26 protein-coding genes are annotated in these 21506 nt (G+C 29.3%); 22 read left to right on the top strand and 4 right to left on the bottom strand.

Annotated elements, in window-relative coordinates:
- The first annotated feature begins 3 nt into the window (after nt 1-3).
- From Q0J69_RS11575 to Q0J69_RS11565, 3 genes are read left to right on the top strand one after another with little or no spacing between them, the layout of a single operon-like run.
- Nucleotides 4-816, top strand: a complete 813-nt coding sequence (locus Q0J69_RS11575; RefSeq protein ID WP_297207723.1) for an ABC-three component system protein — start codon at nt 4-6, stop codon at nt 814-816.
- Nucleotides 816-1046: an ABC-three component system middle component 6 gene (locus Q0J69_RS11570; RefSeq protein ID WP_297207721.1), complete on the top strand. Its 231-nt coding sequence runs from the start codon at nt 816-818 to the stop codon at nt 1044-1046. The genes Q0J69_RS11575 and Q0J69_RS11570 overlap by 1 nt, the downstream gene beginning before the upstream one ends.
- Nucleotides 1037-2779 carry a DUF2326 domain-containing protein gene (locus tag Q0J69_RS11565; RefSeq protein WP_297207719.1) on the top strand — a complete coding sequence of 581 codons (1743 nt, stop codon included), beginning with the start codon at nt 1037-1039 and terminating at the stop codon, nt 2777-2779. The genes Q0J69_RS11570 and Q0J69_RS11565 overlap by 10 nt, the downstream gene beginning before the upstream one ends.
- A gap of 52 nt (nt 2780-2831) precedes the next feature.
- On the opposite strand, the gene Q0J69_RS11560 is transcribed toward Q0J69_RS11565, so the two are convergent.
- Nucleotides 2832-3056, bottom strand: coding sequence for a DUF6290 family protein (locus Q0J69_RS11560; protein ID WP_297207717.1), 225 nt, complete (start codon nt 3054-3056; stop codon nt 2832-2834).
- 499 nt (nt 3057-3555) lie between these two features.
- Nucleotides 3556-3825, bottom strand: a complete 270-nt coding sequence (locus tag Q0J69_RS11555; protein WP_297207715.1) for a hypothetical protein — start codon at nt 3823-3825, stop codon at nt 3556-3558.
- Nucleotides 3826-4001: 176 nt separating this feature from the next.
- On the opposite strand from Q0J69_RS11555, the gene Q0J69_RS11550 reads away from it, so the two are divergent.
- The 4 genes from Q0J69_RS11550 (at nt 4002) to Q0J69_RS11535 (ending at nt 5693) form a co-directional block, all read left to right on the top strand.
- On the top strand, nt 4002-4304 hold the full coding sequence (locus Q0J69_RS11550) for a hypothetical protein (protein WP_297207713.1): 303 nt from the start codon (nt 4002-4004) through the stop codon (nt 4302-4304).
- Nucleotides 4305-4467: 163 nt separating this feature from the next.
- Nucleotides 4468-4782 (top strand): hypothetical protein, encoded by a 315-nt coding sequence (locus tag Q0J69_RS11545; protein ID WP_297207710.1) that lies wholly within the window; start codon nt 4468-4470, stop codon nt 4780-4782.
- Nucleotides 4783-4936: 154 nt separating this feature from the next.
- The gene (locus Q0J69_RS11540) at nt 4937-5143 is read left to right on the top strand and encodes a hypothetical protein (RefSeq protein ID WP_297207707.1); all 207 of its coding nucleotides are present in this window, start codon (nt 4937-4939) and stop codon (nt 5141-5143) included.
- 151 nt (nt 5144-5294) lie between these two features.
- Nucleotides 5295-5693, top strand: coding sequence for a hypothetical protein (locus Q0J69_RS11535; protein ID WP_297207704.1), 399 nt, complete (start codon nt 5295-5297; stop codon nt 5691-5693).
- Between the two features lie 57 nt (nt 5694-5750).
- Here Q0J69_RS11535 and Q0J69_RS11530 read toward each other — a convergent pair whose 3' ends face one another.
- Together Q0J69_RS11530 and Q0J69_RS11525 are read right to left on the bottom strand one after the other, a co-directional pair.
- Nucleotides 5751-7523, bottom strand: a complete 1773-nt coding sequence (locus Q0J69_RS11530) for a terminase large subunit (RefSeq protein WP_297207701.1) — start codon at nt 7521-7523, stop codon at nt 5751-5753.
- Between the two features lie 6 nt (nt 7524-7529).
- Nucleotides 7530-7958, bottom strand: coding sequence for a phage terminase small subunit P27 family (locus Q0J69_RS11525; RefSeq protein WP_297207698.1), 429 nt, complete (start codon nt 7956-7958; stop codon nt 7530-7532).
- A gap of 117 nt (nt 7959-8075) precedes the next feature.
- Between Q0J69_RS11525 and Q0J69_RS11520 the strand changes: the two genes are divergently transcribed.
- The 15 genes from Q0J69_RS11520 to Q0J69_RS11450 are packed head-to-tail and all read left to right on the top strand — an operon-like array spanning nt 8076 to nt 21391.
- A complete protein-coding gene (locus Q0J69_RS11520) occupies nt 8076-8987 on the top strand; it encodes a site-specific DNA-methyltransferase (RefSeq protein WP_297207695.1) in 912 nt (303 codons plus the stop codon).
- Complete coding sequence (locus Q0J69_RS11515) at nt 8971-9960, top strand: DNA adenine methylase (RefSeq protein WP_297207692.1); 990 nt, start codon at nt 8971-8973, stop codon at nt 9958-9960. Before Q0J69_RS11520 ends, Q0J69_RS11515 begins: the two co-directional genes overlap by 17 nt.
- A 33-nt stretch (nt 9961-9993) precedes the next feature.
- On the top strand, nt 9994-11307 hold the full coding sequence (locus Q0J69_RS11510) for a phage portal protein (RefSeq protein WP_297207689.1): 1314 nt from the start codon (nt 9994-9996) through the stop codon (nt 11305-11307).
- Nucleotides 11288-11929 carry an HK97 family phage prohead protease gene (locus Q0J69_RS11505; RefSeq protein WP_297207687.1) on the top strand — a complete coding sequence of 214 codons (642 nt, stop codon included), beginning with the start codon at nt 11288-11290 and terminating at the stop codon, nt 11927-11929. Before Q0J69_RS11510 ends, Q0J69_RS11505 begins: the two co-directional genes overlap by 20 nt.
- Nucleotides 11930-11948: 19 nt before the next feature.
- Nucleotides 11949-13232, top strand: coding sequence for a phage major capsid protein (locus Q0J69_RS11500; RefSeq protein WP_297207684.1), 1284 nt, complete (start codon nt 11949-11951; stop codon nt 13230-13232).
- An 11-nt stretch (nt 13233-13243) separates the two neighbouring features.
- On the top strand, nt 13244-13606 hold the full coding sequence (locus tag Q0J69_RS11495) for a head-tail connector protein (RefSeq protein WP_297207682.1): 363 nt from the start codon (nt 13244-13246) through the stop codon (nt 13604-13606).
- Nucleotides 13603-13944: a head-tail adaptor protein gene (locus tag Q0J69_RS11490; RefSeq protein WP_297207679.1), complete on the top strand. Its 342-nt coding sequence runs from the start codon at nt 13603-13605 to the stop codon at nt 13942-13944. Before Q0J69_RS11495 ends, Q0J69_RS11490 begins: the two co-directional genes overlap by 4 nt.
- A gap of 1 nt (nt 13945) precedes the next feature.
- Nucleotides 13946-14416, top strand: a complete 471-nt coding sequence (locus Q0J69_RS11485; RefSeq protein ID WP_297207677.1) for an HK97-gp10 family putative phage morphogenesis protein — start codon at nt 13946-13948, stop codon at nt 14414-14416.
- Nucleotides 14413-14781, top strand: a complete 369-nt coding sequence (locus tag Q0J69_RS11480) for a hypothetical protein (protein WP_297207674.1) — start codon at nt 14413-14415, stop codon at nt 14779-14781. The genes Q0J69_RS11485 and Q0J69_RS11480 overlap by 4 nt, the downstream gene beginning before the upstream one ends.
- A 13-nt stretch (nt 14782-14794) precedes the next feature.
- Nucleotides 14795-15928 carry a hypothetical protein gene (locus Q0J69_RS11475; RefSeq protein ID WP_297207671.1) on the top strand — a complete coding sequence of 378 codons (1134 nt, stop codon included), beginning with the start codon at nt 14795-14797 and terminating at the stop codon, nt 15926-15928.
- A 17-nt stretch (nt 15929-15945) separates the two neighbouring features.
- Entirely contained in the window at nt 15946-16308 is a 363-nt protein-coding gene (locus Q0J69_RS11470; protein ID WP_297207669.1) for a hypothetical protein, read from the top strand.
- 23 nt (nt 16309-16331) lie between these two features.
- Nucleotides 16332-16562 carry a hypothetical protein gene (locus Q0J69_RS11465; protein ID WP_297207667.1) on the top strand — a complete coding sequence of 77 codons (231 nt, stop codon included), beginning with the start codon at nt 16332-16334 and terminating at the stop codon, nt 16560-16562.
- A gap of 4 nt (nt 16563-16566) precedes the next feature.
- Nucleotides 16567-20025: a phage tail tape measure protein gene (locus tag Q0J69_RS11460; RefSeq protein WP_297207664.1), complete on the top strand. Its 3459-nt coding sequence runs from the start codon at nt 16567-16569 to the stop codon at nt 20023-20025.
- Nucleotides 20022-20927: a hypothetical protein gene (locus tag Q0J69_RS11455; protein ID WP_297207661.1), complete on the top strand. Its 906-nt coding sequence runs from the start codon at nt 20022-20024 to the stop codon at nt 20925-20927. The genes Q0J69_RS11460 and Q0J69_RS11455 overlap by 4 nt, the downstream gene beginning before the upstream one ends.
- Nucleotides 20927-21391: a hypothetical protein gene (locus Q0J69_RS11450; RefSeq protein WP_297207659.1), complete on the top strand. Its 465-nt coding sequence runs from the start codon at nt 20927-20929 to the stop codon at nt 21389-21391. The genes Q0J69_RS11455 and Q0J69_RS11450 overlap by 1 nt, the downstream gene beginning before the upstream one ends.
- Nucleotides 21392-21506 lie beyond the last annotated feature (115 nt).

The raw sequence follows: 21506 nt of genomic DNA, 5'->3' as shown, positions 1-21506 counted from the left end.
ATTATGAAAAATAATGATAATAAACAAAAACCAAGATCATATAGTATATTAACATTAAAAAAATTACATGCACTCAGTTTAAATAGATGTTATAATCCAGATTGTAATAAAAATATTTTTATAAATGAAAATGGAAAATATATCAATATTGGTTATATTGCTCATATAATTGCACATTCTGAAAAAGGTCCAAGAGCTAACCCTAATATTTCTGAAAAAGAATTAAAGGATTTTCATAATTTAATTCTTTTGTGCCCTAATTGCCACACTCAAATAGATAAATCACCTGAAAAATATACTATAGATTTATTACATCAATGGAAAACAAAACGAGAATCAGAAGCCATTTCTAAAAAAATTAATGAAAATAATGGGGTACTTGAAATAGCTATAGAACATATTGCTAATATGGATGTAGATAATTTAGATTATGATAATAAGGCAGAAATTTTTGATATAGATAATAAAATATTATATAATAATTTAAAACATAATAAAATATATATAGATGAATACAAAGTATATTATGGAAAGATAGATGCTATATATAAAGAATTAGAAAATTTCAATTCTTTTAAAAAAACAAAATTATTAAGAAAAATTAGACAATTTTATATAGATGAGATAAAGGAAAATTATAATGGAACAAACGATATAAATATTATAAGAGAAAATAGCGATAATATATTTGATAATATAAAAGAAAGAATAGAAAATTGTTTATCCAATGTAGAAGAAGACGATGTATATATTGCTTTACCTATTATTCTTGTAGATGCTTTTATTAGATGTAAAATATTAGAGGAGCCTAAATAATGATAGTGAGTAAAGATATAACTCCAAATAAAAATCTATATTATGTTGGGGCTCTAGTTATAGAAGTATTAAAGAAACAAAATACTGATAAATTGGATATCATAGAGGTATATAAAGAAGTAAATAAAAAAGAAAATATATCTATGTCTTTATTACTTTTTTCTTTTGATTGGTTATTTATGATAGATATTTTAAACATAGAAGATGAAGAGATAAAGATATGTTTATAAAAAAAATACTAATAGAAAAGAATGATGGTGAAATAATAAGAGAAATCCCATTTCATATGGGATTAAATTTAATACTTGATAATACACCAAAAGAAGATAAAACTTCATCTGGAAACGATGTTGGAAAAACTACTTTATTAAAATTAATAGATTTTTGTTTAGGCGGAGATGGAAAAAATATATATAAAGATAATGAATTTGGTGAAACTGATGATGGAACATATACAATCAAAGATTTTCTAATAAAAAACAAAGTATTAATTACATTAATATTGACAGACAACTTAAATGATAATAAATCCAATAATATTATAATAAAACGCAATTTTTTATCAAATAAAGAAAAAATATGTACTATAAACAATAAAGATGTTAGTTATAGTTCTAACAATGATGAATCTAATGCTGGGTTGCTATTAAATAAATTAATATTTAATTATGATTATAACAAACCAAGCTTTAGACAAATTATATCAAAAAATATAAGGTATGAAAAAATAAGACTTGAAAATATAGTAAAAGTATTGCATCCCGCTACAAAATCTACAGAATATGAAGCTTTATATTTATTTTGGTTTGGGATACATTCTAATTTATCACAAGAAAAAGCTCAATTAAAATCACAAAAAGATTTAGAAGAAAAATTGCAATCAAGGTTAGAAAAAGATGGTTCATTGGCTGTTTTAGAACAAAAATTACATTTAAAGAATAAAGAAATTGAAGAAAAAGAAAAGTTGAAAGATAATTTAAATATTAATGAAAATTATAAAGAAGATTTAAATAAATTAGATAATATAAAAAGAAATATTAATCGTTTGAACACAGATATTTCAGCATTAAATATGAGAAAAAATCTAATTATTGAAAGCAAAAATGAACTAGAAAATAATAAAGTAAATATAGATATTGAATATATAAAGTATCTGTATGAGGAAGTTAAAAAATTTATTCCAAATATACATAAAAGTTTTGATGATACACTTAAGTTTCATAATTCTATGATAGTTAATAAAATCAGTTTTATTACAAAAGAACTTCCTGATTTAGAATCCAAAATAATTCATTTGGAATTAGAATTAAATGAACTTTTAGAAGAAGAAAAACATTATACTAATATTTTGAAAAAAAGTTCTACTATAGAGGAATTAAATCTCATTATAAATGAATTAAATATACTTTACGAAGATAGAGGTACATTGGAATCAAAATTATCTATGTGGAAAGATTCTAATTCTAATATTAATGAAATAAATAAAAGATTAAAAGCTATAGAAGAAGAAAATGTTTCTTATAGTGATTTAATATCTAAAAAAATTACAGAGTTTAATGATATTTTTTCTGAAATATCATACAAATTATATGGAGAAAAATTGGTTCTTACTTTAGAAGAAAAGGAAGATAAAAGTAAAGTTAAGAATTATACTATTAATATTATACCATATGAAAATAAACCTTCTGGTTCAGGGAGAAAAATAACACAAATAGAAGCATTTGATTTATCATATATACTATTTGCAGATAAAAATAATATAAAATGTTTACATTTTATATTACTTGATGAAATGGAAAAAGTTCATAATAATCAAATAAATAATTTAGTATTAGATGTATTAAATAATATTAACTGTCAATACATAATATCTGTTTTAAAAGATAAACTACCGCCTGAAATAGATGTAGATAAATATACAACCTTATCATTATCTCAAGATGATAAGCTATTTAAATTCTAAAAATATAATTGTTGCGATAACCTTTATTATCGCAACACCTATAATTAATAAATTATATATTTAATTCTTTTAATACAGCATCTCTAATATATTGAGATACACTGACATTATTCTGTTCTGCTTTTTCTTTTATTAGGAGCTGTTCTTTTTCACTAACACGCATATATAATTTAATGTCAAGTCTATCCTCTATTATTCTTTTTCTGCCTGAACCTTCACGAGCTCCGCCCGTATTTGCTCTAGCACCGCCTCTATTATCTTTTTTCTTTACTTCCATTTTTATTTCCTTTCTTAAATAAAATTATTAATATTGTTATATTAAGACATAATGTAACAATATTAATTATTGCAGTTATTGTTGAAAGCATACTTGACACCTCATATAATTTATATATAATAGTAAGTATGGAAGTTCAGGAGCCAAGCTACCAACTTGACTCCCTTTCGTAATCAATCAAAGGTTTTAATCTTTAATTGATTTAACTACGATTATAATAGCAGACACTAAATTGATAACCGCAGTTATGAAAGTTAGAACTTCCATTTTTACCTCCTTAACTTTAAGGATAATATTATTATATCATTTTTGATGATTTTGTCAATACTTTTTCAACAAAAAAATAATAAATTATTTTAATTTTTTTCTTATTCGAATTATAACTGATTTATATTTGCTTGGCAGGGGGTGGGGAAAATCTCTACAGGCTTTTACTCGGTGCAACGAGTGGGGAGTCTTTTATACATGGCGATAACTTTTTTATTAGGGGGTATGAGCATCATTTTTCTAATTCTTTAATTTTAGTTTCTAATTCATCAATTCTTTTTACAGTTTCTTCTAATTCTGCTACTCTTTTTTCTAATTTTTGCATTTCGCTGCCTTTCTCTTCCCATTCTTTTTTAGCTTTTGCAACACAAGCCTGTACAAAACCACCGAAAGTGGCATTTGAATAATTTAAAGGATCTGCTTTACTATTTTTCACCATTTTAACAATCCATCTATATATATCTTGATTAAAATTAATTGATACACTATTCCTTGAATCCATAATATCTCCTTAAAATTATTATTATAATTATTGTATTTATAAATAATAAAAATTACATTTACACACAATTTAATATTTTGGGTATAAAAAATAAAACTTTTGCAGAAAAGAACTTGCTATCTTTTGGAACAGAGTTATTGTCATCACATAAATAATTAAAAAAAGAGGTAATTAACATGATTAATTTTGATTTTAATAGTATAGTAGAAGGATTAAAAGAATACTACTCAGAGAAAGCTGCTGAATTATTAGCAAAATATTTATTAGAGAATGAGCAAGGTTCATCATTACCAATTATAGCTGTATTAAATGAGGATAATAATGAATATGAAGTATCTATAGGTTATGATATTATCAAAGATTTTTATCAAGAGTTTAATACAGATGGTTTTGTTAAATATTTAGAAGAAAATGAAAATTTGTATGGGGATAATATATTAATTAGTGATGATGATTTAGTAATATGCTATATAGAATAATAATACAATAATTATATTAAACAATGGGCTTTAAAGCCCATTGTTTTTTGCCCTAATTTTTAATTGATGTCTGAAAAAAATAACTTTTTTGCGGAAAAGAACTTGCTATCTTTCCAAACAGAGTTATTGTCATCACATAAATAATTAAAAAGAGGTAAATAAAATGACAACTTTTACATTAGATAGTATTACTAAAAAAATATTAGAAAACACTAATTTTTCTAAAGCTTCATCTGAGGTTATAGCTAATTTTATAATAGAAGATGATTGCTTTACACTTGAAGAAGATTTTTTTTCAAGGGTGTATGATAAAGAAAAAAAGGAACTTATAATTGATGTTAATATACAAGCAATATTAAATGTATTTAAAGAGTTTAATACTAAGCAATTTGCTGATTTTGTTAAAAACAAAAAAAATAAGTTTGATAAAAATAAAATAATGAAAAAAGATACTAATTATATATTGTATAGAATGTAATTTTATAAAAATAAGGGGCTTAACGCCCTTTATTTTTTTGCCTTAATTAAAAAAAATAGTGCGAAAAAAATAACTTTTCTGCGGAAAAGAACTTGCTATCTTTCGGAACAGAGTTATTGTCATCACATAAATGATTAGAAAAGAGGTAAGCAACATGATTAACTTAACATTATTTTTAATTAATTATAAACAAGGATTAGATTTAGTAAAAGAAGAAAAATATAGTTATGCTATAACTCGCTTTGAATCTTTAATTGAAATGCTTGACGATAACAAAGATATTATATCAGATTATAAAGAATTAAGAGAAAGTATTAATAATAATATAGCAGGATGTAAGCTATTTATGAAAGGGCTTTAATAGCAATAAGGGGCATTAAGCCCCTTATTTTTTTGCCTTAATTTTGAGAAATAAGTGTGAAAAAATTATGGTTTCGGAGGAAAAGGACTTGCTATCTTTCGGAACAGAGTTATTGTCATCACATAAATAATTAAAAAAGAGGTAATTAAAAATGAATAAACAATTAGAAAAAGAATTAGCAATAATAAAAAATAATAATGAAGAAGCTACAGTAGAAATAAGAAAATTATTGAACAATAATAATCTATATGTAGATTTAACACAATATAATGCGGCAGTATATATAGAACATTATATAAATGGAAAAAGAAAATATACTGAAATTATAGGGGCTCACATAAAAGATAGTAAAACTATATGCAAATACTCAACATATACAACTTATATAGATGATGAAACAGATCAAGATGTTATATCGCATTATGCAGTATTATTAAGATTATCATCAAATATATTAGAAAGTAAAACTATTAGAAATAAAATTAATAAAATATTAGACAGCTATATGAATAAACTAAAATATGAAATAGACAATTTGAAAGTATCGTAAACCTTTTTTAATTATTTATTAATGCATACTTTATATATAATATATAAAGTATGCAGATTATAAAGTAAATACACCTTCACTTTCATAAATACTTTTCGTATCTTCAAAATGATTTTTAATCACTCTATGAAGAGCCATAATAGAAGCTACAACACCATCAATTCTTTTACGTGATCTTTGCCTATCAGGCTTAGTAGGAAGATAATTATCCCTGCCGTCTGTTCTTACTTCACAGCAGCTTATCATCCAATTAAGAACAGCATTATTACCATGTAAAAGTTTTCGCTCATCTATAGTTTTTTCAAATAAAGAAGTTCCTTCAGATAAACCGCCGACTGCAAAAGATTGTCTTATATCTGTCATTTTTAACCCTTCTTTTTTCAAATGAGTGACTATTTCAATAGCTTTCCAAGGGTCATAGCCTATTTCTATAATTTCAAAATCTTTCGCATCATTTAAGATTGAAGATTCTATTACATCAAAATCTATTATATCACCGCTTGTTAAAGTAATTAAACCTTGCGAAGCCCATAATTCATAAGGTACTCTGTCCTCTTTAGAGCGCTGTCTTATATTTTCTTTAGGCATAAAGAAGCGAGGCAAAAGTATATACGGACCATTATCAATAGAATCAAAACATAAAACATAAGCTGCTATATCTCTTGTAGTTGCTAAATCTAAACCGATGCAGGCTTTTCTGCCTTTTAATTCATTTATATTTATATTTTGATGTAAATAAGATTTAAGCCACCTGTCAGAAGATATCCAAACTTCACTAGCCTGTGTCCAAATATTCAAGTTTTTTGTAAGAATATCTGTTCTCTGAATAGGTTTATCTAGTCCTTCTAAAAGCCTAGATTTTAAGTAACTGTCTTTTACAGAAATATTTATGTTAGGATTAGCTTGAAAAATAATTTTATTTATTAATTCTTCCTGCTTTGAAATATCCTCTTTTTTTGTCAATTTTTCTTTATATTCTGACATAAATACCCAAATATCATTGATGTCGTCAGGCTCATATATTATTGTAAAATATTCATCATTATTTAATGAACCTTTTAATATTTGCTTTGCATATTCATATTCAGAAAAACATACAGAAGATTTATCAAAACCAGCAGTAGTAATTATAAATACAAGCGGCTGCCTTCTAGCTCCCATTCCAGATTCAAGAACATTTAATAATTCATTATCAGGATGTGCATGATATTCATCTACTATAACTAAATGCGGATTTAATCCGTCTTCAGTGTTGCTGTCCTGTCCTAATGGTTTGGATTTTGAGGCAGTATCTTTTTTCTTTGTAATTGTAGAAGTTTGTTTATATGTAATCGCTTCTTTATTAAGAGCTTTTGCTTTTCTTATCTGCCTTTCGCTTTCGCTCCATGCAATTTTCGCTTGATCTTTTTTCGTAGCTATATAATATATTTCGACACCAGCCTCTGCAGGACTGTCGCAGAAAAAGCAATAATTCCCAATTCCAGATGCAAAAGTAGTTTTTCCATTTTTTCTGCTTACCTGAACGTATGCTTTTTTGTAACGTCTGAGTTTATTTTCTTTTCTTCTCCATCCGAATATACTTGCTATTATAAACTGTTCCCAAGGCTCTAGTATAATATTATGATTAGCCCATTCGCCTTTTGTATGTACTAAAGATTGTATGAACATGATAGGACGTTTAGCTTCGTTCTCATCAAAATAAAAAGGATAATCATTATTTTTTGATTTTTCAATATCATCCAAATGCCTTTTTACAGATAAAAAAGCAGCTTGACATACTGGCAGTTCTTTATTTATAACTTTATTGATATATTCTTCATAGGTATACATTTATATTTAACCATTTATCATTTTTTCAAGCGGATCATTCTCTTCTATAGTTTCAGGAATGACAACTTTCTTTTTTGAAGCAGGAGTTAAACCAAACTCAGTAAGCATTTTATGATATGCTGTTATAGCTTTATGATAAGCTAAATATTCGCCCATAGTCTGAGAGTTTTTCCCTTCTAAATATCCAGCGATAGAACCTCCTTCATTAATCATAGCTTGATAGAGATGCATAGCATCACCGTAATGCAGACATAAAAGTTCAAAAGCTGATAAATCAGCAGGTCCGAGCATATTTTTTTCAGCAAAAATAGGTGCAAGTTCTTCCCATTTTTTTAGAGAATACCCACTAAAATATTCTGGCGGATTTGGTGTTATAACGGCTTTTTTGGGCTTATTTTTGGCGTTTTTTGGGGCTTTTTTAGCTTTATCAGGCATTTATACTCCTAATCCTATATTTTAGTTAAAAATCTACATTAATAATAAGTAATATAATATTTTATAACTAGACAAATGTCCGCCTATGGCGTAAAAAAAATAATTCAGGAGCTTTGTATGATCAGAAAAGTTGTAATTGGAAACTGTACTTTAATAAAAGGAAATTGTGAAGAGGTTATGGAAGAATTAGAAAGCGATTCAATAAATGCTGTTGTATCAGATCCTCCCTATCTATATTTAAAACATAAGCTAGACATACCTTTTTGTGAAGATAAAGTATTTGGAGAATGGAAAAGATTATTAAAAAATAATTCTATGATAGCATTTTTCGGAAGAGGAGATGCATTTTTCAGATGGAACTTAATGCTTGACAAATTAGGTTTCAAGTTTAAAGAAACGGCAGTATGGGAAAAAGAAAATGCATCAAATTATCTAAATAATTTTTTAAGAATACATGAGGATATTTCTTTTCGCAGTTTAGGTAATGCTAATTTAAGAAAAGAATATGTTGACTATTTAGAATATCAAATTAACAAAAATAAATTGGATAGAATAATAGATATTTGGAAAGGATTAAGGAGTGCATTAAACAGCAAAGACAAAGATGATGTTATTAAATATATAGAGACAGGCATCAAGGAGTTTAATTATGAAAGCAAAAGAAAATATGAAATAACAGCAAGAAAACATCAAGGTGCAAAAAGAGGAGTTAATTTATTTCAGTCAGTAAAAGTAGGAAAAATAGAAACATCTATTATGCGTTGTAATAGAGAACAGTATCAATATCAGCATCCGACTCAGAAGCCTATTGCTTTAATGGAGCGTTTAGTAAGATTAGTTTCAGATGAAAATAATACAATATTAGATCCATTTATGGGCGGAGGCAGTACAGGAGTTGCATGTATTAATACTAATAGAAAGTTTATAGGAATAGAGCTAGATGATGAATATTTTGATACAGCAGTAAAAAGAATAAGCAAAGCATATCAAGATAAAGAAGAGGAGTTTATTGATGAAAAAGCAGCATAAAATTAAAGCACCTTTTTGTTATTTTGGAGGTAAAAGTGCGGTTGCTGATTTAGTTTGGGAGCTTATTGGCAATGATGTAAAAAGATATTTTGAGCCTTTTGCAGGAAGTTTGGCTGTATTATTAGCTAGGAAAAGAAAGAATAATAAATTATATAATGAAATAGTTAATGATTTAGACTGCTTATTAATTAATGTTTGGAGAGCATTAAAGAAAGCATCAGCTGAAGTAGCTCTTTTATGCTGCGATCCAAGTTCGCAGCTTTTGTATTGGCAGAGAATATGCTATATAGTAAAAAATAAAGACAGTTTATTAGAAAAAATGCTGAAAGATGATGAGTATTATGATGTAAAACTTGCAGCATACTGGATATACTGCAAAAGTTCAGAAATCGGAAGAATGGAAATAGATAAAATTGATGCAGAAGAGGTTTATAAATCAATAGATAATGGAATTACAAAAGGACGCATACAATTATTAAGAGGAAACGGCATTCATTCAAAATGCACTCAATTATACAATCCATACAGCGTAACTAGATGTAAATTAGAAAGACTTAGCCTATGGTTTGCACAAATAGAAAATATATTAGAAAATGTAAAAATAACATGCATGGATTGGAAAAGACTTTTTAATGAAGGCACGCATTGGCAAGATGATTGCGGAAAAAGCAATATAGGAATATTTTTCGATCCTCCATATTCTGATACAAGCAGAAAAAAATCTTTATATAGAATTGACAGTTATGATACAGCAAAAGAAGTCAATGATTTTTGTATAAAAAATGCATATAGAGAAACTTATAAAATAGTTATTGCAGGATATGAAGGAGAACATAATAATCTTGAAGATTACGGATATGTAAAATATTCTTGGAAAGCACGGGGCGGATATAGCAATATGAGCGGAAATAATGATAATAAATTTAAAGAACGTCTTTGGGCTTCAAGTTCTTGTAATAAAATAACAATATAAAACTGATATTTCCTTATATTTTTTTATAATTGTATGCCAATTATAGAAAAAATAAAAAGCGGTATAAAAAAATGGCTGTTTCCTGATTTCAGTCATGTTGACAGCAGTAATTTTTTATCAATTCAAAATGATAAAACTTTATCAGCTGTTAATCCTAATACAGCTTTAACTTTCTCTACAGTATTCGCATGCGTGAGAGTTATAGCCGAAACAATAGCAACTTTACCTCTTTTTGTATATAAAATAAATGGAAATAACAAAATAAAAGCAAAAGATCATTCTTTATATAGCTTATTACATGACTCACCTAATGAAGAATGCACATCAGTGTCATTTATAGAAAGCCTAATCACTCAAATACTTTTGCAAGGCAATGGTTTTGTAGAAGTAGTAAGAGATAATTTCAACAGAGTAACAGAACTTTATCTAATAGATTCTAATAAAATTAAAGTATATAGAGATTCAAACGGCAATAAAATGTTTGAATACTACAATGATGGAGAAATAATCACTTTATCTTCATATCAAGTTATGCATATAGCAGGACTTGGATGGAACGGAGTGATAGGATACAGCCCAATAGCTATGATGCGTAAGCAAATAACTACAGGACTTTATCAGGATAATTTCGCATTAGATTTCTTTTCAAATGGTGTTAAAAAAGTTCCAATTATTTCACATCCGCAGAAATTAAGTCCAGATGCTAAAAAGAACTTAAAAGAAAGTTTCAGAGAGGCTTGGGAGAAAGGTATTGTAGTTCTTGAAGAAGGGATGAAAATAGATCCTATAACGATGAATCTATCTGATGCCCAATTCCTAGAGAGCAGAAGATTTTCAGTAGAAGAAATATGCCGAGTGTTCCGTGTACCTCCTCATTTAATTGGTGATTTAAGCAGAAGTACAAATAATAATATAGAACATCAAAGTATAGAGTTTGTAACACACACAATAAGACCGTGGTGCGTTCGTATAGAAAAAGCATTAAATAGATGTTTATTAAGCGGATTAGAAAGAAAAAAATATAATATAGAGTTTAATTTGGACGGACTTTTGAGAGGAGATACTCTTACAAGGCAGCAAGCGAATCAAATAAAATTAAATAATGGTGTTCTTACTAGAAATGAATGGAGAAGGCAAGAAAACCTTAATGAAGTAGAAGATGAATACGGAGATGAGTATTTCTGTTCTCAGCAAATAAGACCAATAAAAAGTATATATGCCGAAAGCACGCAGAGCGTCGGTGAAGAAACTAAAGAAACTGAAGACAATCAAGACTTTAATATAAATAACAATGATGAAAATAAAAAATTAGAAGAGGAAGAGAAAGATGCCAACAAGCAACAATGAAATTAGAAATATAGATATTAATATTCAAAAAAGCACAGACACCGAAGGTGAATCTCTTAAATTAAGAGGCTATGCTATTGTATATAACTCTTTAAGTGAACCTCTCTATGGAGATTTATTTAGGGAACGTATAAACAAAGGTGCTTTCACTAAATCATTATTAGAAAATGATCAGGTATGTTTATGGGGGCATGACACAAGATATGTTCTAGGCAGAAAAAGTGCTGGAACATTGATTTTAAGAGAAGACGATAAAGGATTATATTTTGAAGTTTCTCTTCCAAATACAACTTGGGCAAGGGATTTGAAAGAAAGCGTGGACAGAGGCGATATAAATCAAATGTCTTTTGGCTTCAAAGTAATGAGAGATAATTGGATTGATGATAAAGAAACATTAAAAGAATACGGAATGCCTATCCGTGAAGTAGAAGAAATCACTTTGCATGAAATATCATTAGTAACATTTCCAGCTTACACTCAAACTAATGTTAGAAATAAAAATGAGTATGAATATATTCCCAAACCGCCTGATAAACCTACATCTACAGTAAATGATGATTTTGATTATAGAAATAAAGAATATGAACAAAAAATAAAATACCTAAAAATAAAAAATAAATAATAACAAGGAGTATCAAGTTATGACACCAGAAGAATTAAGAGCTTTAATAGAAAAACTAAAAAATGAAAATAATTTAGCTTTAACAACTATTGATGAACTTATGAAAAAAAGACAAGTGTATTCTTCTATGAGTATAGAAGAGAGAGAAATTAAAAAAGATGATATATCAAAATTAGATAATGATATAGATACTTTAATGCAGAATATAGAAAACAGAAACAAAGAGATAGAAAGATGTGATAGACTTCTATCGCTTCAAACTAATTCTTCTATGAATAAAAGAAATATAGCTGATAATTTAGACAATTCATCTGCTGATAATAACGAAGCTGAATTAAGAGCTAAAGTTGACAGATGGTTTATATCAGGAGATGATAAAGAAATAAGAGAAACACTTCAGGCAGGAGTTGCTGAAGGCGGCGGATATACTATAGCACCTCAGTATCTAGTACAGCAAATTATAAAAGATTTGGATAATGCAGTTCAAATAAGAAAAAGAGCTAATATTATTCCTGCTATGAACGGATATGCAAGTATAGGAATACCTACGCTTGACAGCGATTTAAATGATCTTGATTGGACAGCTGAAATTGCAGAAGTTACAGAAGATACAAATATGTCTTTTGGAAAAAGAGAAATGAAGGCCAATCAACTTACTAAGTTAGTTAAACTTAGTAAAAGATTAATAACTCAGAGCAATATAGATATTCAAGGTTTTGTTAAGGAGAGAATAGCACATAAATTGGCTTCTACATTAGAGCATAATTATTTATATGGAAACGGACAGGATAAACCTCTTGGAATATTTGCCCAAACTTCAGATAATACAGCAGCTATCCCAACTGACAGAGATATAAAAGTAGGAACTGCAAGTGCTGCTGTAACTTATGATGGTTTAGTAGATGCAGTAAGCGGATTGCAAGGAGGATATCAAAACGGAGCTGTATGGATGCTTAATAAAAAAGCTATTGCGGCATTAAGAAAACTAAAAGATAAGCAGGATCGTCCTATTTGGCAGGAAAGTTTAATAGCGGGACAGCCTAGCATTCTTCTTGGAATACCTGTAGTGCAAAATGACTTTATAGAAGATAAGCTGGAAGCTACAAAATATTTCGGTTTCTTAGCAAACTTAAAATATTATTGGATTATGGACAGCTTGTCTATGGAGCTTCAAGTTTTGCATGAACTATACAGCAAAACAAATCAAGTAGGCTTCCAAGTAGGATATTGGGGAGACGGTGCACCTATTCAAAAATCAGCATTTGTAAGACTGCTTCCAAACGATCAAGCGTATGCAGCTTAAGGCTTTTATATATGAGCAGTGATACTGAAGATATTAATAGCATAGACATTGATGTCGGAAAAGTTGTTGAGGCAGGTGATGATAACAGAGTAGTTACTTTGGCTGAGTTCAAAAAGTTTCTAAACTTGGAAGGCATCGACTATGATGATGATATACTGCAATTGACTTTAGACAGTGCAATCGGATATTGTAATAAAGCTAATGAGACTGAATACAAAAGAACCGATTGTCCTCCTGAAGTCAGATATGCTATTCTTGGACTTGCTGCTCATTATTTTGAAAGCAAAACAGGAGAAGCTAGTCAAAGCGAGGAAACAGCTTTGAAAGGTGTTCACAGATTATTAGCTATAGCAAGGGAAAAGTTTACTTTATGAAAGTTGGAAAATTAGTTCATACTATAACTTTTTATACAACTAAGTATATAGATAATGGAAACGGAACAGGAAATAATGAATTAATAGAATTAAGAAAAGTAAAATGCTCTATTGAAGATATAACATATAAAGATATACAGCAGGGTAAAAGAAAAGATTTAGAAAGAACTTTGAAAGTACATACTCATTATTTCAAAGAGTTTGATACCAAAGGAATGATGGCCAAAATAAACCGTGAAACTGATATTTATGAAGTGATTTATAGAGAGAATGTTTCATATAAAAATATAGAATGCATATTTACAATAAAGAAATTAGTAAATAATAAAAGTAAATAATATGTCAGGTGTAAGCAGAAAAACTTCTATAAGTATAAAAGGACTTGATGAGTTTAGGAAAACTTTAGAAGAGCTAGGAGGTGATTTTAAAAAGGCTATAAAAGCAGGAGCTAGAAAAGCAGGAAATGAAATAGCAAAAGAAGCTAATGCAGAAGCGAAAAGCAGAGGCTGGAGTGAAGATAAATATTATGATGTAAAAGAAAGAAAATCATCAAAAGGAAGCGACACTTCAGTAGCTATAAAAGTTGGTACTTTAGAAAAAAAAGGCGGAGGAGTTCCTCAAAAAAATAAAATAAAATGGTATAAAGAGCAAGGAGACAGATATTATGTACGCTTCCCTGAATATGGGACAATTTATCAGCCTCCTCAGCCTCTTTTAATTCCAATTTTTGAAAATAAAAAACCTGTTATAGAAGAATATATAAAACAGAAATTACAGCAAGCAATAGATAAGGCGAATAAAAAGAAATGATTGAGAATGCTATATACACAATACTTAAAGAATTAACAAAAGATAAAGCACACGGAGTTTATTTAGATTTTGTTAATGATTCAGAAATAGACAAAGAGAAAACATATATAGTTTATTCTTTAACAAGCAGCACACCGCATTATGATTTTGAGTATGGGAGGAATGTTTATCAAATAGCGGTATATTCTAATGATTTGAGCAAAGCATTAAATATACAAAGAGAAATAGGAAAGCATTTCAGCAATTTAAAAACTATTATTGAAGATACAGAAATATGCGGATGTGATGTTTCAAATGAAACACATAACTATACTGAAGGTTTTTATCAAGCTGTAAGCATAGTAAATATATTATATAAATATTAATAAAGGAGATATTATGAGTCAAACACAAGTTCAAGAAAAAAGTACAATAAGATATGGAAGTGCAAAAGTTTTAATTGGAGATAGATTTGATAAACTTACAGATATAGGGGCAGGACGCAATGTTAGTCTAAAAGAAACTATGTCTACAGCAGATGTAGAAAGCGACAATGCAGGAACTGTAGGTACTCTACAGACAGAGCATAAAATTGATGTTTCACTTGATAGTTTAGAAATTAATTTCAAAAAGTATGCTGAGGCAAGGGGCGGTATTGATAATATAAACGAATATGATGGTAAAACAGAAATTATAAAAGAGTATGTGGTAGAATCAGATACATATAAAAGAGGTGAAGAAATAAAAGTTCCATTTAAGAATGCAGACGGAAGCGAAGTAACAATAACTAAAGTAGAAAAGAAAAACTCTATGGGAAATATTCTTATAGAAGAAACAAGCTATGAGAAAATAGGAACTAATGGAATAAAAATTACAGATAGTAAAATATCTCCTAGTACAGATACTTTAATTATAACATATACTAGAATAATGCCTAAAATGGTTCGTATGACAACAGGCGGAAAAAGTTCTACAATCAAACCTAAATGCATAATGCTAGTTAATACTAATGCTGAGGGTAAAGAATTTAGAATATATTTACCTCAGGCTTCAATAGCAGGAGGCTTAGAGTTTACCTTCCCTTCAGATAAAGCACAGGATGTGCTAGTGGGTAAATTGAGTTTTTCAGCAACTACATCAGGCAGTCAGAAAAGCGGAGAACAGCTGGCATGGTATGAAGATGAACAGTCTGTAAGTGATGATGAAGAGGAAATAAAAGATACAGAAGAGGAAACATCAGATGCCGAAGGTGAACCTGATGTTCCATTAACTTTAGAAAGCAATAAACAAAATGTGGATATAAGAGCAGATGGAAATGATACTGTAGTATTAACATCTAATGCAGATGAGATAACACATGCAGTAGAACCTGCTGAGCAATCTTTTTTTGATGTAAGCTATGAAGCTGAAACTAAAACTTTCACTATAACAGGAAAGGCAGAAGGTACAGCTACATTAAAAATCACAGCTAAGAAAGCAGGCAGTGAAGATATTATTAAAGATATATCTATTAATATACAAGCAGCTAATTAAAATATTGGAGTTAATCTATGGACATAGTAATTACAGATTTAGAAGAGTTTAGTAAAAAGAGAGCTGTTTACGCAACGCTTGGAGATTATAAAATAGATGTTAATGATATACCTCTTAAAATAGCTCTTAAAGTAAATAATTATTTTAAGAGCTTGAAAAATGGCGGAGATATTGATCCTGAAATATTGATTGATGAAATAGTCATTCCTCTCATACAAAAACAAAATGCGAATGTAGATAAAGAAAAAATATCAGAAGATTTTAATTATGATCAATTATTAAAATTGATGAATATGGTATTTGATTCTTATCTTCATGCAGGTGCTGATTCACAAGAAACAAAAGAGGCTGATACAAAAAATAAAAAAAAAGAAAACTAATAAAAATAGAATTAATAAAGTTATTGGCACATTTAGCTAGTAGCTACGGCTGGACAGAAGACTGTATGATGGAGATGAGTTTGCAAAGACTTCTGCTCTATTATACAGCTTCTTTAAATTTGCCTTACATAATTGAAGTTCAAGAAGAAACAAAATTAAACAATTCTTCATCTGAAATAAAGCAGGGAAACAAAACTATAAGAAAAGAAAAGCAAGGGCTTTGGGAAATAGAAACAATAATAACGGATAATTAAATAAATGAGCAGCTTAAATGTCAGTATATATGCAGATGCTTCCCAAGCTATTGAAGCATTCGGAAAACTTAAAGATAAAACAACAGACTTAGAAAAAGGGTTTGATAAAATAGGAAAATCTTTTGATAAGTTCGGTTCTTTAGCTGCTAAAAGTTTAACTGTTCCAATAGCAGCAGTGACAACAGCTTTTGCATTAGCTACTAAAAAAGCTACTGATTTTGATAATGGAATGCGTGAGGTTCTTACACTTCTTCCTAAATTAAGCAATGAAGGTTTTGAATCTTTAAAGCAGGAAACTTTGGCTTTCTCTAAAGAGCTTGGAAAAGTACCTGAGGAAGTAGTACCTGCTTTATATCAATCACTTTCTGCAGGAGTTCCACGTGAAAATGTATTTGAGTTCTTAAAAACTGCAGGCGAAGCTGCTATTGCAGGTGTTGCTGAATTAGAAACCTCAGTTGACGGACTTACTTCAGTTACTAATGCTTATGGAACAGAAGTTCTTAATGTTAATAGAGCTTCGGATATAATGTTTCAAACTGTAAAACTAGGAAAAACAGATTTCACACAATTATCAAAATCTTTATTTAATGTCATTCCTACAGCTTCAGCTTTAGGAGTGAAGTTTGAAGAAATAGGAGCTGGTATAGCTGTAATGACTGCACAGGGTACTCCTACCTCTGTGGTAACAACTCAGATTAGACAGACTTTAGTAGAGCTTAATAAAGAAGGTACAGCTGCTGCTATTATATTCCAAGAATTAACAGGCAAAACTTTCAAAGACTTTATAGCAGAAGGCGGTACGCTTCAGGAAGCTCTTCAAATGATGAGCGAAGCCGCTGCTAAAAATAACAAAGATATTTCTAGTATGTTCAGCAGTGTTGAGGCAGGAAATGCTGCTTTAGCATTATCTGGAAAGAATGCAGATAAGTTCAAAGATGCCTTAGATCAGATGAATAATTCAGCAGGTGCTACATCTGAGGCATTCAAAAAAATAGATGACGGTCCAGCAAGACAGTTTGAGAAAATAAAAGCTGAGCTTAGTGCTTTAGTAGTAGAACTTGGAAATACCCTGCTTCCTGTTGTTAATGAGGATTTACTGCCTGTTATAAGAGATAAAGCAGTTCCTATCGCAGAAAAGATGATTCTCACTATTATCTCTTTAATAAAAACATTCAGCAACTTGCCAGCACCTTTGCAGGCGGCAAGTGTAGGCTTTGTTTCTTTAGCAGCAGGCTTTGGTCCTGCATTAAAAGGTATAGTAGGACTTTCAAAAGGAATAACAGAAGCTAAGAAAACTATATCAGATTTTAAAAATGCGGTATCTACATTAAAGACAGCCGCAAGTTCTATTCAAGGATTAAGTACAGCTTGGAAAGCATTAAATACAGTAATGATTGCTACTCCTATTGGAATTATTACGGCAGTTAGTGCAGGTCTTGCAATATTAGCAGTAAATGCTTATAAGACAGGGCAAGAAATAAGAAAATTAAAAAAAGAACTTTATGATAATTCTACTACAGATACATCTGATTTGATGGGATTAAATAGAGAAGCTGATAATATAGCTTTACTATTTAGAGAATATAATAATTTAGCAAAAGCAAAAAATCTTGATGCAGAGGAAACAAAAAGATTAAATGAATTAACAGAAGAACTTACTTCATTATTTCCAAACTTAAAAACAAAAATGCTTGATGCCTACAGCGTTATAGATGCTAGAAAAGCTAAAGATGAAGATTTTATGACTTCAGAGGAAGCTGAAAAACTTGCAAAAGCATCTGAAAATTATAAAAAAGTAACTGAAGAATATAAGAAAGCACAAGAATATTTTGATAAAGGAATATATCAGGATTTAAATGCATTAGATGCGGCAGGTGCAGTTCGTCCAGAGTTATTAGAAGAAGCTAGAAAAGAAGCGGAAAAATGGAAGTCTCAGCAGGATTCATTAAATGCTGAGATTACTAGATTAAATACAAATATTAGAGAAAGAAAAGCTCTTTCAATAGACGGCATTAGTATAACAGATAAAGAAATAGAAGCGAATAATAATTTATCTAAATCTACTAAAGATAAAACAAAAACTTATGAAGATTATTTAGCTTTACTAAAAAAAGCAGAGGCAGAGGAAAACAGAAGAGTAAGCAATCTTCGTAATATGGGAGCTGAAATCAGTGATGCTGAAGCTCTTGAAGCTAAAAAAGACAAAGTAGGTTCTATACTCACAGAAATGAGTACAGTATTAAACTTAAATGCTAATCAAATAAAGTATTTAAGTGATAATTACGGATACGCATTAGACAGTATCAAAACTGATAGATTCTCAGAATTAGTAAAAGAAATAGAAGACAGTATATCCGCTTATGAAAGAGGTGTTGCAGTTGCTGAGGAGTTTGGTGATAAAGTAAGCGAAGCTGAACAGCAGGGACAGAAAAGCGAAATAGTAAGAAGCGGAATAGAGAGCATAACTAATGAATTAGAACTTACAACTGAACAGGTAGAAATATTAAAAGAAAAGTTCGGAGAGCTTTGGAAAACACCTACGCAAAGTTTTGCAGATTATTTTAGTGCTAATTGGCTTCAAATGTTTAATGATACTATAGGGTATGCAAGCGATTTTTATTCTTCTATACAGGAAATGAAAATACAGGCTATAGAATACGAAATAGAAAAAAACGAGGAAAGAAAAGAGGCAGCATTAGAAGCTATAGAAGAAGAAAAAAATGCAAGACTTGAAGCTATAGGAATAATGGAGAACTCGCAAAAGCAGAGTTTATTAAAAGAAATAAAGCAATTACAAAATAGACAGAAAGTTGCTCTAGGACTTTATGAACAAGAGAGAATAAAAGCAGAGCTTGAAGAAAAACAAAAAGAACTAGCTAAAATACAAATAGAAGAAGAAGCCAAAGCCAAACAGATGGAAGTAGAAAAAAACTACAATAATGAGAAGATGAGGCTTGAATATAATTCTCAAATGGAAAGCTGGAAAATGTCTTTAGCTCAGGCAACAGCATCTATAGCACAAGCAGGCATAAGTGCTTTAGCTTCAGCAATGGCAGTTCCTTTCCCTGCAAACTTAGTCGCTTATGCAACTTTGCTTGGAATTATAGCAGCGGGATCTGTTAACTTGGCAACATTATCGCAAGCTAAACCGCAAGAGCCTAAATACTTGGCAAAAGGCGGACTTGTAGAGAGAAGAAACGGAGGAATTAATGCTGTAATCGGAGAGGGAGCAAGCGATGAAGCGGTTATACCCCTTGAAGATAGAATACTTTCAAAAATAGGAAGTCAGATTTTTGAAGCGAGCAAAGCTAAAGATGGCAGTTATTCTGTTGATACAAAAACATCAGAAACTATATTCAATCAGCCTGTTTATTTAATGCTTGACGGCAAAATAGTTGCAAGCACTATGCTTAATTTAAGTAAAAGAGGCGTTAAGGTAGTATCAGAAAGGGGAATATTATGAGGCTATTATGGGATAATATTTTTAATAATTTTGAATATACTTTCTCTAGTGAAGATGATTTTTTCCCTATTTCTAACATGTTTAATTATCAAACTTTTGAAGTTGGAAAATTTGCAAGTGAAAGTGAAGGAAGTTTAACACTATCAGGAAACGGCATTATAAATGAAATAGCTGTATTTAATACTAATGCTGATAAAATAAGATTAGAAATAACTGATACAGAAAATAATACTTTAATATATAATATTAATATTATAAATAAACAGGCTATTCATAATATAGCTGCTGTAGAGTTTATAAAAGTAAAAATAACTTTTATCAAAGAAAATAAAGACGGCAATATACTTGAATGCGGATATTTAATATTAGGCGAAGGAGTAGATTTTCCTCCTCACGATAAAACGAAAACACATACTGTTAATTATACTCATAATCAATATTTTTCTTTAACAGGGCATTATTTTTATAGAAAACTTCCTGCTAAAAGTTATGACACTTGGAAAGTATCTTTTCCGTATCTCACTAATGATGACAGAAAAAAAATAATAAACTTTTTTGATATTAGTAATTTTGAACCTTTTGCACTTCAAGTTTGGATAGAAGAAACAATAAGTCCTGATGAGATTATAGAAAATGGTAATTCGGAAATAGAAACAGCAAGATATAATATAAGCAAATACGGATTGTCTAAATATGCTAGCAGAACAAATACAATTACAGAAACAATAGAAAAAAGAATTATTACCAAAACAAATATTACTGATAATTCTAATTCAACACTGCCAAAATATTACATGAAGTCAGGGCTTTATGTATGTACTAATGAAGAGATAACTTTTAAGAAAGGAAAGAATGATTTATATCAGTATTCTACAGAGCTTACATTTAGAGAGGTTAAATAATGTTTGAACTTGTTTATGAGCCTTCCTGCCTACCTCTTACTATTGAAGATGCATATAAAAGACAGAACGAATTATTAAAACATACAAGATTTCTGCATACTGCATTCGAGGGTATAAAAATAGATTTCTCTAATAAAAGCAGCATGCCGTTTATAAGGAAAGGTTCTATATGTATGTTTTGCTATTCAATATATGAAGCTAAAAAGCATATAGTGTTACACGGGAAAGATAATACCAATAATGACAGCAATAAATACATACTATTAAAATTAATTAATAACGGCAGAAACCTAGATGCCCAAATAGTAAGCAGTTTAGACTGCTATTATAATGAAGAGCTTGGCGGATTTTATTTAATTAATAGTGAAGGAATAAGCAAATATATTCCATTGGTAATAACCGCCTTTGGCAATGGATATTATGAAATAGATTATTTTGATATGTATAATAATGAAGTTTATTAAAAATAAAGCGAGAACGAGGCATTCCCACAGGGACACAGGCGTGAAAGCAAATTTATTTGCTTTATGATTATAGCCGAGTTTGAGCATAGCAATAATAGATTATTTTGATATGTAT

The sequence above is a fragment of the uncultured Brachyspira sp. genome (assembly GCF_944388875.1).
GTDB lineage: Bacteria > Spirochaetota > Brachyspiria > Brachyspirales > Brachyspiraceae > Brachyspira.
This window is presented reverse-complemented; position numbering and strand designations above follow the sequence as displayed.